This is a genomic window from Novosphingobium malaysiense, from assembly GCF_000802225.1.
Taxonomy (GTDB): Bacteria; Pseudomonadota; Alphaproteobacteria; order Sphingomonadales; family Sphingomonadaceae; genus Novosphingobium; species Novosphingobium malaysiense.
Map to the genome: position 1 here is coordinate 1 of NZ_JTDI01000002.1, position 12932 is coordinate 12932.

Genomic DNA, 12932 nt, shown 5'->3' on the forward strand with positions numbered 1-12932 from the left:
TCACGTTATAATCGATCACCCGCTTCACGGGCACGAGGATTTTCATTGCGATCAGTCCTCTCACTGGCGGCGCGGCAACAATTTAACCGCGCGATTAAATTCGGTCGGGGTCGCTATTGCGTTCTCGAGGCGTAACGTCAAGCCCTGCAAAAAGCGATGGCGGAGTCATCGTGGCCCGGTTCATCGCCGGACCGAAACGATAAACAAACGGCGAGGGTGTTTGCCCCCGCCGCGTGTCGTTTCATCAGTGCGCCTTGTCGCGTCCTGATCGAATCAGGCCGCCTTCTTGACTTCGGCGACGATCTTCTGCGCGGCATCGCCCAGATCGTTGGCCGCCACGATCGGCAGGCCCGAATTGGCGAGGATGTCCTTGCCCTGCTGGACATTGGTGCCTTCGAGGCGGACCACCAGCGGAACCGAGAGGTTCACGTCCTTGGCCGCGGCGACGATGCCCTCGGCAATGACGTCGCACTTCATGATGCCGCCGAAGATGTTCACGAGGATACCCTTCACGTTGGGATCCTTGAGAATGATCTTGAACGCCGCGGTGACCTTTTCCTTGTTGGCGCCGCCGCCCACGTCGAGGAAGTTGGCGGGGAAGGAGCCGTTGAGCTTGATGATGTCCATCGTCGCCATGGCCAGGCCGGCGCCGTTCACCATGCAGCCGATGTCGCCATCGAGCTTGATGTAGGCGAGGTCGTACTTGCTGGCTTCGATCTCGGCGGGATCTTCCTCGGTCTCGTCGCGCAGGGCGAAGATGTCGGGGTGGCGGAACAGCGCATTCGAATCGAAGCTCATCTTGGTGTCGAGCACGAGAAGCTCACCGCCCTTGCTTTCGACCAGCGGGTTGATCTCGAGCATGTCGCAGTCCATCGCCACGAACGCTTCGTAGAGCTGGCCGGCCAGCTTCTGGGCCTGCTTGTTGAGGTCGCCGGTCAGCTTGAGCGCGAAAGCCACGGCACGACCATGGTGCGGCTTGAAGCCTTCGGCCGGGTCGATCGTGATGGTGGTGATCTTCTCGGGCGTGCTGTGGGCGACTTCCTCGATGTCCATGCCGCCTTCGGTCGAGACGACCATGGCGAGGCGGCCGGTCGCGCGGTCAACCAGCATCGACAGGTAGTATTCCTTGTCGATGTCGACGCCGTCGGTCACGTAGAGGCGGTTCACCTGCTTGCCCGCTTCGCCGGTCTGGATGGTGACGAGGGTGTTGCCGAGCATCTCCTTGGCGAATGCCTCGACTTCCTCGATCGACTTGGCGAGGCGCACGCCGCCCTTGGCATCGGGGCCGAGTTCCTTGAACTTGCCCTTGCCGCGGCCACCGGCGTGAATCTGGGCCTTCACGACATAGAGCGGACCGGGAAGCTGCTTGGCGGCCGCGACCGCCTCTTCGACGGTGAGGGCGGGGATGCCGGCGGGGATACCCACGCCATACTTCGCAAGCAGTTCCTTGGCCTGATACTCGTGAATGTTCATCGCTGAATCGCTTTCTGCTGGAGTTTCCTCGGGGAAGGCGCGGGGTGCCGAATTTTTTGCAGCGCCGCATAAGCACATCCCCGCGTCCTTGAAAAGTCCCGAGACCTGCGCAATTTCATAGGGCGGCCCTCGCCAATAAACCGGAAGAAGAATTCCCTCCATGATCGATCGCCAGAAACTCGAAGCCATTGTCCGTGAAGCCGGGCGCATCGCGCTGGCGGGCTGGCCGGGCGACGGCCATGCCCTGGATCATTGGGAGAAGTCCCCCGGCAATCCGGTCTGTTCGGTCGACCTGGAAGTGGATTCCTTTTTGAAGAAGGAGTTGCGGCGGCTTTTGCCTGCCGCCGGCTGGCTGTCCGAAGAGACGGTCGATGCCCGCGAGAGACTGAAGGATTCGCTGGTCTGGCTGGTCGATCCGATCGACGGCACCCGCGATTTCATCGGCGGTCGCACCGGCTGGGCCATATCGGTGGCCCTGGTGAATACGCGCAGGCCTCTGCTCGGCTATCTCTTCGCGCCCGCGCGCCGGCGCGAAGAAGGCGGCGAATTCTGGTCGGGAGAAGCCGGCAAGGGGGCGTGGCGCAACGGCGGACGGCTAATGGCGAGCCGCCGCGAATCGCTTGCCGGATCGCGCGTGCCTGCCAAGAAGCTTGCCGCCGAGGACGCCGATCTCGAAATCGTCGACCAGCCCAATTCCATTGCCCTGCGCATGGCAATGGTCGCGGCAGATGAAGCGGACCTGCTGGCCACCCTGCGTTGGGGCTTCGAATGGGATATTGCCGCAGCCGGACTGATCGCGCGCGAGGCGGGGGCAACGGTGACCGATGCCTTCGGCCGCCCGCTCAACTACAACAAGCACGATCCGCGGGCATTCGGCGTGCTTTGCGCGTCGACCGGCATTCACGGGCAGGCGGTGGAACGGCTATCGGAGCGCGCAGCGCGCATCTCTGCCTGACCCGGGGGCGGCGAGACGCGCCCTTGGACCGCCTCCTATCGTTCAGAAGGGATCGGCGCCTGCGGCATCCGACCCCTTCCCCGATCCCGCTTGAGCGGAAACCTTAACGCGCGGCGTTGGCCTCGTCGGTCGTCACCGGCGTGATCTTGATTTCGACGCGGCGGTTGAGTGCGCGGCCTTCGGCGGTGTCGTTGCTCGCCACCGGATAGTTTTCGCCCATGCCCTGCGTCTGGATGCGCGCGGAGGAAACGCCGCGGCTGATCAGATAGCGCGCGACCGAGTCGGCACGGCGCTTCGACAGGTCCATGTTGTAGGCTTCCGAGCCGGTCGAATCGGTGTGGCCATAGACGTCGATCAGGCTGTTGGGATACTGGATCATCGACTGCGCGACCTTGTCGAGCGTGGCCTGGAACGAGGGGCTGATCGCGGTCGAATCGACGGCGAAAGTGACGTCGGGCAGATTGACGAGAATGCCGTCGCCTTCCTGGCTGACATCGACCCCCGACCCGGCGGTCTGTTCCTTCAGTTCCTTGATCTGCTTGTCCATCTGGTAGCCGACCACGCCGCCGGCGACGCCGCCGATGCCGGCGCCGACGATGCGCGCGGTCTTGCCGCCGATGACGCTGCCCAGCAGATAGCCCAGACCCGCGCCGCCGACGCCGCCGATGGCAGTGCGGGAAACCTTGCGTTCGCCGGTATTGGGGTCGGTGACGCAAGCGGAGACGGCAACGAGCGAGATAGCGGCGGCCGCGGACGTGATCAGGCGCGATTTCAACATTGTTTTGGCCCTTCCTCTTTGAAGATCTTTGTTCTTGATGTGTGTGGAAGTGAACATGAATGGCGAATGGATGATGGTGGCAAAACACACATGGCGTTCTTGTGTTCCCTTTTGATCATGGCCGGGCCGGGTGACAGGGCAATTGCAGCCGGCTCTTCGCGAATGCTGCAATCTCTGCTAGCGGTCATCGTATTGTGACGCCCTTTCCCTGGACCGACCTCCTCATCATCGCCGGACTCATCCTGCTCAACGGCCTGTTCTCCATGTCGGAACTGGCCATTGTCTCCGCGCGTTCCGCCCGCCTCAAGGTCTCGGCCGACAAGGGCAGCGGCGCTGCGCGCACGGCCCTCGAGCTGGCGGCCGATCCCGGCAAGTTCCTCTCCACCGTGCAGATCGGCATCACCCTAATCGGTATCGTCGCCGGTGCCTATTCGGGTGCGAGCCTGGGCGAGCCGGTGGGGCAGCGGCTGGAAATGCTCGGCCTGTCCGACAGTATTGCCAGCCAGGCCGGCTTCACGCTGGTAATCATCGCCACGACCTACGGCAGCCTCGTCATCGGGGAACTGGTGCCCAAGCAACTGGCGCTGCGCATGGCCGAGCCGGTCGCCGTGCTGATGGCGCGGCCGATGCTCTGGATGGCGCGGCTGATGGCCCCGTTCGTCTGGCTGCTCGACAAGTCGTCGGGCCTGATCCTGCGACTGTTGTCTATCCGGGGCGGCGGTCAGGAACGGTTGACTGCCGAGGAACTGCACATGATCTTCGCCGAGGCGACGCGTTCCGGCGTGATCGAGGAAGAGGAACGGGCGATGATGACCGGCGTCATGCGCCTGGCCGACCGTCCGGTGCGCGAGCTGATGACGCCGCGCAACCAGATCGACTGGATCGACATCGATGCCGACGAGGCGGGCCTGCGCGCCAAGATCGATGCTTCGCCGCACTCGCTGCTTCCCGTCGCGGACGAGGATTCGCCGGACAATGTGGTCGGTATCCTTCGGGTCAAGGAAGTGCTTGCCGCGCTCGTCGCCGGGCGCGAGGTCGATATCCGCGCGATGATGAAGAAGGCGGAAGTCATTCCCGACCAGCTCGATTCCATGGACGCCCTGCGCAAGCTGCAGATGGCGGAAGTCGCGATGGCGGTCGTTCACGACGAATACGGCCACCTCGAGGGGCTGGTGACCCCCTCGGACGTGCTGGCGGCGCTGGCAGGCTCGTTCGTCAGCCATCAGGACGAGGGCGACGAGCCGATGGTGGTCGAGCGCGAGAACGGGTCCTTGCTGATCTCGGGCGCCATGCCGGCCGATGCCATGGCGGATCGCCTGCAGGTGACCTTGCCCGAGGATCGCGAGTTCGCGACCGTCGCCGGCTACGTCATGGCCGTGCTCAAGAAGGTCCCGAAAGAGGGCGACGCCTTCACCGAGTACGGGTGGCGATTCGAAGTCGTCGACATGGATGGCCTGCGGATCGACAAGGTGCTGGTCGAACTCGTCGAGCTCAGCGCGGAAAGCGCGGAAAGCGAGGACGGCGACGGGGTTAGCGGGGACAGCTGACTTCGGCCCGGCTGCTCGCGATCATGCGACACAACAAGAAAGGGCCGGAGTCTCCTCCGGCCCTTTTCTCTGTCCTCGGCGGGAAAGGCGGTCAGCCGCCGATCGAGGTCTGCGCGTCGCGGCCGTCGCCTTCGGGCGCGGCGAGGATCGAGCGCGTCACCTGGCCCTTGGCCACGGTGTAGGTCTGCGGATCGCCCACCGAGGACCGGATGCCGGGATCGGCCGTGCCGGCCATGCCCAGCGTCGTCTTCTCGATATCGCTGCGGGCCTGCGGGCCGCCGAACAGGGCATCGAGGGTCTGCTGCTGCAGGCTGCCATCGGTCGGGCGGGGCTCGCCTTCCTTGGGCGGCGTCAGCGAGAAGTCGGGCGGGACCACCAGCGGCGACTGGCGCTGCACCGCGAACTCGTCGGGACGGTTGCGGTTGAAAAGCCCCGTGCTGCCGCAGGCGGACAGCAGGACCGCGCCTGTCGTGACGAGAATAAGGGCGCCGGTTTTTTTCATGGGCATCAAATCAACTCTCCGGAGCGGGTTCGGTTTTCGCATCGGGCTTTTCGCGCGAAAGCAGGGATCGGGCAAGGATAATCAGGACACCGATGGTAATCGCGGCGTCGGCCAGATTAAAGATGAGGAAGGGGCGCCATTCCCCGAAATGCAGGTCGGCATAGTCGATGACGTAGCCGACTTCGGCGCGATCGCGGATATTGCCGGCAGCGCCGCCCAGCACGAGCGCTAGTGCCAGGATATCGCCCATCTTGCGCTCGCGCATCATCCACACGAAGACGAACAGCGCGATCGCGGCGGTCATTGCCACCAACGCCCAGCGGCCTTCGGGCGAGCCTGCGGTGAACAGACCAAGCGATACGCCGAAGTTCTGGGTCCAGCGCAAGTTGAAGAAGGGCAGCAGCTCGATCACGCGCCGTTGCTGCAGGTGAATGGTCCCCACGAGCCAGGATTTGAGGCCCTGGTCGGCGAGGAAGATCAGCGCCGCGATCAGCAGACCGGCGATGCGTTTGCGCACCGCGTTGTTCATGCATTGGCCTCCATGGCGCCCACCACTTCCTCGCAGCGGCCGCACAGTTCGCCATCCTCGGACACTTCCGGAAGGTGGCGCCAGCAGCGGCCGCACTTGTGGTGGGACGTGGGCGTGACGTTTACCATCTCGCCTTGCCCGCGCGTGACTGTCGCGGTGATGAACAACTCGGCCAGGTCGGCGTCCGAAAAGCCCTCGGGCACGGCAGCTGCCGGGACCTGGACTTCGGCCTCGAGGCTGGACCGGATCGTCTTCTCGCGGCGCAGCGGCTCGATGGTCTCGGTGACCTTCTCGCGCAGCGCACGCAGGACGTCCCACTTCTCGCTGCCTTCGCTTACCTGGGGAACCTCGGGCCATTCGAGCAGGTGGACACTGCCGCCATCGGGATAGCGCGTGCCCCAGGTTTCCTCGGCGGTGAAGACCAGCACGGGCGCGGCGTAGCGCACCAGGGCGTGGAACAGCATGTCGAGCACGGTGCGATAGGCCCGGCGCTTCTCGTCTCCGGGGCCGTCGCAATAGAGGCAGTCCTTGCGGATATCGAAGAAGAAGGCCGAGAGGTCCTCGTTGCAGAAATCGACGAGGGTGCGCACGTAGTCGTTGAAGTCGTAGTCATCGACCGCCTTGCGCAAGGCCACATCGACATCGCCGAGCAGCGAGAGCACATAACGCTCCAGTTCGGGCATCTGCTCGACCGGCAGGCGCTCGTCTTCGCGGAAGCCGGCCAGGGCGCCGAGCATGTAGCGGAAGGTGTTGCGCAGGCGGCGGTACTGATCGCCCACGCCCTTCAGGATCTCGTCGCCGATGCGATGGTCCTCGGTGAAGTCTACCGACAGCGCCCAGAGGCGGATGATGTCGGCACCGTACTGCTCCATGACCTTGAGCGGGCTGACCGTGTTGCCCTTGGACTTGGACATCTTCTCGCCCTTGGCATCCATCGTGAAGCCGTGGGTGAGAACCGCCTTGTAGGGGGCATGGCCGCGCGTCGCGCAGGCTTCCAGTAGCGAGGACTGGAACCAGCCGCGATGCTGGTCGGAGCCTTCGAGGTAGAGGTCCGCGTGCGGGCCCTTGTAGCCTTCGGGGCGCAGCAGATCGGGCCACTTGCCCGATTCGAGCACGAAGGCATGGGTCGAGCCGGAATCGAACCACACGTCGAGAATGTCGGTGACGCGCTCGAAATCCTCGGCGTTATAGCTGTTGCCGAGGTATTCCTGCGCGCGCTCGTCGTTCCAGGCATCGACGCCGCCCTGGCGGATGCCTGCGACGATGCGGGCGTTGACTTCCGGATCGGCGAGGTACTCACCGGTCTCGCGGTTGACGAAGATCGTGATCGGCACGCCCCAGGCGCGCTGGCGGCTGAGCACCCAGTCGGGGCGGCCATCAACCATGGCGCCGATGCGGTTGCGGCCCTTGGCCGGCACGAAGCGGGTTTCGGCAAGTGCATTCTGCGCGGTTTCGCGCAGCGTGAAGCCGCCGCCGGCCGTCATCGGCTTGTCCATCGGCACGAACCATTGCGGCGTGCAGCGGTAGATCACCTTGGCCTTCGACCGCCACGAGTGCGGATAGGAGTGCTGGTAATCGGCCGATGCCGCCAAGAGGCCGCCGGCTTCGCGCAAGTCGGAACAGATCGGCCCGTCGGGTGCGTTGAACTTGGGATTGATCACCGATCCCTGGCCGCCCAGCCACAGCCAGTCCTCGCGATAGCGGCCATCGCCCTCGACGGCGAACTTGGGATTGATCCCGTGGGCCTTGCACAGTTCGAAGTCGTCCTCGCCGTGGTCGGGCGCCATGTGGACGAAGCCGGTGCCGCTTTCGGTAGTGACGAAGCTGGAGCCGTCGAGCAGCGGACGCAGCTCGGCGAAGAAGCCGCCGAGGCGGTGCATCGGGTGGCGCACCCTGGTGCCTTCGAGCCCGGCGCCCTTGATGTAGAAGTGCAGCTTGTGGCTATCGTGCCCCATCCGCTTCACGAAACCTTCGACGAGCGGTTCTGCAACGAGATACCGCGCACCGTCGATCTCGATCATGTGGTAGTCGATCTGCTTGCCGTAGGCGATCGCCTGATTGACGGGGATCGTCCAGGGCGTGGTAGTCCAGATCACCAGCTGCGCGCCCAGCAGATCCTCGTCCGGGCACTCGACGATCTCGAAGCCGACGTCGATCTGCGTCGAGACGATGTCCTCGTACTCGACTTCGGCCTCGGCCAGCGCGGTCTTCTCGACCGGGCTCCACATCACCGGCTTGGCGCCGCGATAGAGCATGCCGCTTTCGGAGAACTTCATCAGTTCCGAAACGATCGTCGCCTCGGCATCGAAGTCCATTGTCAGGTAGGGATGGTCCCAGTCGCCGCCGATGCCCAGCCGCTTGAGCTGTTCGCGCTGCACGTCGACCCAATGCGCGGCATAGGCGCGGCACTCGGCACGGAATTCCTCGGCCGGGACTTCGTCCTTGTTCTTCTTCTTCTTGCGGTATTCTTCCTCGACCTTCCATTCGATGGGCAGGCCGTGACAGTCCCAGCCGGGCACATAGGGTGCGTCCTTGCCCAGCAGCGTCTGGCTGCGCACTACCATGTCCTTGAGGATGTGGTTGAGCGCATGGCCGATGTGCATGTCGCCGTTGGCGTAGGGCGGGCCGTCGTGGAGGATGAACTTCTCGCGCCCGGCGCGGGCCTCGCGGATGGCGCGGTAAATGTCCTGATCCTGCCAGCGCGCAAGAATGCCCGGTTCCTTCTGGGGGAGCCCGGCCTTCATGGGAAAATCGGTCTTCGGCAGGAAGACGGTGTTTCGATAGTCGCGCTGTTCGGTCATGATCGGCGGGCGTTAGAGCAATTGGCTTAACGTTGGAAGAGTGCGACTTGCGTACAACCACGCGTTACCGGGGCAGGATGCGGTAAAATCCCTGTTCAGGCCGTGCCGGCAAGCAGATTGCGGGCCTGTTCGCAGTCGACGCCGATCTGGGCCTTGAGGGCATCGAGCGATGCGAACTTGCCCTCGGGCCGCAGGAAGTGGTGGAAGGCCACTTCGATTTCCTGGCCGTAGAGATCCTCTGAAAAGTCGAACAGATGCGGTTCGAGCAATTCCTTGGGCGGGTCGATCTGCGGGCGCACGCCCAGATTTGCGGCACCCGGCAGTTCGCGTCCGTCGGGCAGGCGGGCAGTCACCGCATAGACGCCGTAGTGCGGGCGCAGGTAGCTGCCCAGGTCCATGTTGGCGGTCGGAAAACCGATCTGCCGCCCCAGCTTGTCGCCGTGCTGCACAGGGCCGCGGATCGCGAAGGGCCGGGTAAGCAGGCGAGCAGCCGTCTCGCAGTCGCCGACCTTGAGCGCGTCGCGGATGCGACTGGACGAGACGATCTCCCCCGCATTGCTGACCGGGCCGACGGTGCGGCCGGAAAGTCCGAAACGGGCGCCGACTTCGCTCAGGATTTGCGGATTTCCGCTGCGGCCCTTGCCGAAGGTGAAGTCCTGGCCGGTCACGACGCCAGCGGCGCCCAGGTGGCCGACCAGTTCCTTCTCGACCCATTCGGCCGCTCCCATCGTTGCCATGGCGCGGTCGAAGTGGAGGACCAGCATGGCGTCCGCCCCGGCCGCGGCGAACAGGTCTTCGCGCTGATCGAGCGTGGTGAGCCGGAAGGGGGCGGCATCGGGCTGGAACAGGCGCACCGGATGCGGATCGAAGGTGGCGACGATGGCACGACGGCCCTCGGCGCGGGCCCAGCGGATCGCCTCGCCGACAACGGCCTGATGGCCCTGGTGGAATCCGTCGAAATTGCCCAGCGCGACGATCGCGCCGCGCATCGATTCGGGGATCGGGTGGAGGTTGTCGAGGCGAATCATGGTCGCAGCGCCTATAAGGCTCGCCGCAGCGTCACGAAAGCGTAAGCGGGCGCTTCGCCTTGCGCTGCATGCTCTTCGCGCGTCACCTCATGCCATTCCGGGCCGAGCGGGGGCATCACGGTATCGCCTTCGTAGTCGGCATGGATCTCGGTGAGCTCGATGCGCTGGGCACGCGGGAAGAACAGGGCATAGATCTCCGCACCGCCGATCACTGCAATTTCACCGTCGCCGGCAAGGGCGAGCGCCTCTTCGGGCGAATGGGCCACTTCCGCCCCCTGCGCCTGCCAGTCGCGATCACGCGTCAGGACGATGTGACGGCGACCGGGCAGCGGGGACGGGAAGCTGTCGAAGGTCTTGCGGCCCATGACCATCGGCTTGCCCATGGTCTTGGCCTTGAAGTGCTTGAGGTCCGCGGAAAGGCGCCAGGGCAGGGTGCCGTCGCGGCCGATCACGCCATTGGCGGCGCGCGCGTAGATGAAGAACAGCTCCTGCGTCACTTGCGCGGCCGCCTCAGTCCAGCGTCAGCCGGGTGACGTGGCCCATCTTGCGCCCGGGGCGCGCGGCGGCCTTGCCATAGAGATGCAGATGGTTGGCCGGGTCGGACAGGATGGCGGGCCAGTCGTGGGCTTCGTCGCCGATCAGGTTGCGCATTTCGACGGCCCTGGCAGCGAGGCGGGTTTCTCCCAGCGGCAGCCCGCAGATGGCGCGGACGTGGTTTTCGAACTGGCTGGTGACGGCCCCCTCGATGGTCCAGTGGCCCGAATTGTGCACGCGCGGCGCCATCTCGTTGAACACCGGCCCGTCCTGCGTTGCGAAGTATTCCAGCGTGAGAACGCCGACGTAATCGAGGGCCTCGGCCACTTTCGCGGCCAGGGCGCGGGCAGCGGGAACCTGCTCGACAACGGGTGCCGGGGCGGGCACGCTGCTGAGGGCGAGGATGCCGCCTTCGTGGACGTTGTGCGCCGAATCGAAGAAGCGGATATCGCCATCGGCGCCGCGGCACAGGATCACCGAGAACTCGGCGAAGAAGGTCACGAAGCCTTCGTAGATCAGCGGCTTGGCCGGCAGGTCGAGCGCAGCCGCGTCCTCGGGCCGGCCGATCCGCCACTGGCCCTTGCCGTCGTAGCCGTCGCGGCGGGTCTTGAGGATGCCGGGCGTACCGATTTCGGCGACGGCATCCTGCAGGTCCTGGAGGGTATCGACGGGCGCGAACGGCGCTGGCGTGCCCCCCAGGTCGCTGACGAAACGCTTCTCGCTTAGCCGGTCCTGCGCGATCTCGAGCGCACGGGGATGCGGGTGCGCCGGCACGGTGCCAAGCGCCGAGAGCGGCCCTACCGGGACGTTCTCGAACTCGTAGGTCACCACCGCGCAGTCCGCCGCGAAGGCGGCCATGGCCTCGCTATCGTCCCAGTCCGCACTGGTGAATGCGGCGGAGACTTCGGCGGCGATCGATTCGGCCTCGGGCGCATAGATGTGGCAGCGGTAGCCGAGCTGCGCCGCGGCCATGGCGATCATCCGGCCGAGCTGGCCGCCGCCGAGGATGCCGATTGTCTCTCCCGGTGCGATCATCGGCGTGTCAGGATGGCCGCTCGGCGACACTGGCGGTCTGCTCGGCGCGGAAGGCCTGCAGGCGTTCGGCCAGCGCCTCGTCGGAGGTGGCGAGGATGGCGGCCGCGAGCAGCCCGGCATTGGCCGCGCCCGCCTCGCCGATGGCCAGCGTGCCCACCGGAATGCCGGCCGGCATCTGCACGATCGACAGCAGGCTGTCCTGGCCAGAGAGCGCCTTGGACTGCACCGGCACGCCAAGCACCGGCAGATGCGTCATCGACGCCACCATGCCGGGCAGGTGCGCGGCGCCACCAGCACCGGCGATGACGACCTTGAAGCCTTCGTCCGCCGCACCCCTGGCGAATTCCACCAGCCGGTCGGGCGTGCGGTGGGCGGAGACGATGCGCGCATCGTAGGCCACGTTCAGCTTGTCGAGCATTGCGGCGGCGCGCTGCATGGTCGGCCAGTCCGATTGGCTGCCCATGATGATCGCGACCGGCGGGGTACCCGCTTCACCCATCTCAACGCTCCGACAGGTAATAGCGGTCGAGCACCGTCAGCTCTTCATCCAGGTCGTAGATGATCGGCTGCCCGGTCGGGATCTCGAGGCCGGTGATTTCGTCGTCGGAAATGCCCGAAAGATGCTTCACGAGCGCCCGCAGCGAGTTGCCGTGCGCGGCCACCAGCACCGTGGCCCCGGCCTTGAGGTGCGGCACGATCGAGCCTTCGTAGTAGGGCAGGACGCGCGCGATGGTATCCTTGAGGCTCTCGGTCTGCGGCACGTCGATGCCGGCATAGCGCGGGTCGTCGGAAAGATCGAATTCGCTGCCGCGCTCGAGAACCGGGGGCGGCGTGTCGAAGCTGCGCCGCCAGATCTTGACCTGCTCGTCGCCGTGCTTGGCCGCGGTCTCCGCCTTGTCGAGGCCGGTGAGGCCGCCGTAGTGCCGCTCGTTGAGGCGCCAGTCCTTGGTTTCGGGGATCCACAGGACGCCGGCCTCCTCCAGCGCGAGATGCAGCGTCTTGATCGCGCGGGTCTGCACCGACGTGAAGGCGACGGAGGGCAACATGCCCTTTTCCTTGAGCAGGGCGCCGGCTGCGCGGGCTTCCGCCTCGCCCTTCTCGGTCACGTCGACGTCCCACCAGCCGGTGAAACGGTTCTCGAGGTTCCACTGGCTCTGGCCGTGGCGCAGAAGAATCAGACGAGGCAAGGCAGGGCTCCCTGTTGGCTTGCGGGGCCGCGTCGGGCGCGGCGGGTCGCGATTGTCAGGCCGCAGCCCCTAGCTTTCCGAGCGCGGTTTGGAAAGCCTGCCCGCTTCGATATCGTCGTCGGTTTGCGAGGAAAGCGCGCGGGCCTGTGCCTTGCGGCGGCGCAGGTTTTCGCGCAGCTTGGCGGCAAGGCGTTCTTCGCGCGTGAGCTTGCCCGGGTTTTCTTCCATGGCGCGGCCATGCCGCGTGCGCCGGGAAAGCGCAAGCGGCGCTTGACAATTGCAGTCCGCGCGGACAATAGCGCGCCCCTGCCCCGGCAAGACCCGGGACGACGGCGCTGCTGTAGCTCAGTGGTAGAGCGCACCCTTGGTAAGGGTGAGGTCGGGAGTTCAATCCTCCCCAGCAGCACCATTCTTTTTCTTAAACCTTGTCCTGTATCGTCGATCGCGGCCTTCGGCTGACGTGGGTGCATGGCTTTGACACGTCATTGTCATGGTTCGCGGCCAAGGGGGGCGATGTTTGCCGCTTGAGCGCCCGGGCGCCTATGCGGTAGGTGTCAGGGCAG

Annotated in this window: 13 protein-coding genes and 1 tRNA gene; 3 read left to right on the forward strand and 11 right to left on the reverse strand. The window is 65.4% G+C overall.

Features of this window, described 5'->3' with window-relative positions:
- Window positions 1–273 precede the first annotated feature (273 nt).
- Window positions 274–1473 (reverse strand): ADP-forming succinate--CoA ligase subunit beta, encoded by a 1200-nt coding sequence (gene sucC, locus LK12_RS04920; protein ID WP_039281432.1) that lies wholly within the window; start codon window positions 1471–1473, stop codon window positions 274–276.
- A gap of 160 nt (window positions 1474–1633) precedes the next feature.
- On the opposite strand from sucC, the gene LK12_RS04925 reads away from it, so the two are divergent.
- A complete protein-coding gene (locus tag LK12_RS04925) occupies window positions 1634–2428 on the forward strand; it encodes a 3'(2'),5'-bisphosphate nucleotidase CysQ (RefSeq protein WP_039280432.1) in 795 nt (264 codons plus the stop codon).
- Between the two features lie 103 nt (window positions 2429–2531).
- Here LK12_RS04925 and LK12_RS04930 read toward each other — a convergent pair whose 3' ends face one another.
- Window positions 2532–3206: an OmpA family protein gene (locus LK12_RS04930; protein ID WP_039280435.1), complete on the reverse strand. Its 675-nt coding sequence runs from the start codon at window positions 3204–3206 to the stop codon at window positions 2532–2534.
- Window positions 3207–3400: 194 nt separating this feature from the next.
- Here LK12_RS04930 and LK12_RS04935 point away from each other — a divergent pair, with 194 nt between their 5' ends.
- Complete coding sequence (locus LK12_RS04935) at window positions 3401–4753, forward strand: hemolysin family protein (RefSeq protein WP_039280437.1); 1353 nt, start codon at window positions 3401–3403, stop codon at window positions 4751–4753.
- Between the two features lie 91 nt (window positions 4754–4844).
- On the opposite strand, the gene LK12_RS04940 is transcribed toward LK12_RS04935, so the two are convergent.
- From LK12_RS04940 to LK12_RS24880, 9 genes are all read right to left on the reverse strand, one after another.
- Window positions 4845–5261, reverse strand: a complete 417-nt coding sequence (locus LK12_RS04940) for a DUF3035 domain-containing protein (protein ID WP_039281434.1) — start codon at window positions 5259–5261, stop codon at window positions 4845–4847.
- Window positions 5262–5265: 4 nt separating this feature from the next.
- Complete coding sequence (gene lspA, locus LK12_RS04945; RefSeq protein ID WP_197063471.1) at window positions 5266–5784, reverse strand: signal peptidase II; 519 nt, start codon at window positions 5782–5784, stop codon at window positions 5266–5268.
- Window positions 5781–8585, reverse strand: coding sequence for an isoleucine--tRNA ligase (gene ileS / locus LK12_RS04950; RefSeq protein ID WP_039280440.1), 2805 nt, complete (start codon window positions 8583–8585; stop codon window positions 5781–5783). The genes lspA and ileS overlap by 4 nt, the downstream gene beginning before the upstream one ends.
- A gap of 95 nt (window positions 8586–8680) precedes the next feature.
- Complete coding sequence (locus LK12_RS04955) at window positions 8681–9613, reverse strand: bifunctional riboflavin kinase/FAD synthetase (RefSeq protein WP_197063472.1); 933 nt, start codon at window positions 9611–9613, stop codon at window positions 8681–8683.
- Window positions 9614–9624: 11 nt separating this feature from the next.
- Window positions 9625–10110, reverse strand: coding sequence for a dihydrofolate reductase (locus LK12_RS04960; RefSeq protein ID WP_039280442.1), 486 nt, complete (start codon window positions 10108–10110; stop codon window positions 9625–9627).
- A gap of 13 nt (window positions 10111–10123) precedes the next feature.
- Window positions 10124–11182 carry a 5-(carboxyamino)imidazole ribonucleotide synthase gene (locus tag LK12_RS04965; protein ID WP_039281442.1) on the reverse strand — a complete coding sequence of 353 codons (1059 nt, stop codon included), beginning with the start codon at window positions 11180–11182 and terminating at the stop codon, window positions 10124–10126.
- 7 nt (window positions 11183–11189) lie between these two features.
- Window positions 11190–11681 carry a 5-(carboxyamino)imidazole ribonucleotide mutase gene (gene purE / locus LK12_RS04970; RefSeq protein ID WP_039280445.1) on the reverse strand — a complete coding sequence of 164 codons (492 nt, stop codon included), beginning with the start codon at window positions 11679–11681 and terminating at the stop codon, window positions 11190–11192.
- Between the two features lies 1 nt (window position 11682).
- Entirely contained in the window at window positions 11683–12369 is a 687-nt protein-coding gene (gpmA, locus tag LK12_RS04975) for a 2,3-diphosphoglycerate-dependent phosphoglycerate mutase (protein ID WP_039280447.1), read from the reverse strand.
- 69 nt (window positions 12370–12438) lie between these two features.
- Complete coding sequence (locus LK12_RS24880; RefSeq protein ID WP_197063473.1) at window positions 12439–12597, reverse strand: hypothetical protein; 159 nt, start codon at window positions 12595–12597, stop codon at window positions 12439–12441.
- A 106-nt stretch (window positions 12598–12703) separates the two neighbouring features.
- Here LK12_RS24880 and LK12_RS04980 point away from each other — a divergent pair.
- A tRNA-Thr gene (locus LK12_RS04980) sits at window positions 12704–12778 on the forward strand.
- Window positions 12779–12932 lie beyond the last annotated feature (154 nt).

Bases quoted from the DNA above. Each gene is read 5' to 3' on its own strand.
- sucC (WP_039281432.1), bottom strand. From the start codon at position 1,473: ATGAACATTCACGAGTATCAGGCCAAGGAACTGCTTGCGAAGTATGGC.
- LK12_RS04925 (WP_039280432.1), top strand. From the start codon at position 1,634: ATGATCGATCGCCAGAAACTCGAAGCCATTGTCCGTGAAGCCGGGCGC.
- LK12_RS04930 (WP_039280435.1), bottom strand. From the start codon at position 3,206: ATGTTGAAATCGCGCCTGATCACGTCCGCGGCCGCCGCTATCTCGCTC.
- LK12_RS04940 (WP_039281434.1), bottom strand. From the start codon at position 5,261: ATGCCCATGAAAAAAACCGGCGCCCTTATTCTCGTCACGACAGGCGCG.
- lspA (WP_197063471.1), bottom strand. From the start codon at position 5,784: ATGAACAACGCGGTGCGCAAACGCATCGCCGGTCTGCTGATCGCGGCG.
- ileS (WP_039280440.1), bottom strand. From the start codon at position 8,585: ATGACCGAACAGCGCGACTATCGAAACACCGTCTTCCTGCCGAAGACC.
- LK12_RS04955 (WP_197063472.1), bottom strand. From the start codon at position 9,613: ATGATTCGCCTCGACAACCTCCACCCGATCCCCGAATCGATGCGCGGC.
- LK12_RS04965 (WP_039281442.1), bottom strand. From the start codon at position 11,182: ATGATCGCACCGGGAGAGACAATCGGCATCCTCGGCGGCGGCCAGCTC.
- purE (WP_039280445.1), bottom strand. From the start codon at position 11,681: ATGGGTGAAGCGGGTACCCCGCCGGTCGCGATCATCATGGGCAGCCAA.
- LK12_RS24880 (WP_197063473.1), bottom strand. From the start codon at position 12,597: ATGGAAGAAAACCCGGGCAAGCTCACGCGCGAAGAACGCCTTGCCGCC.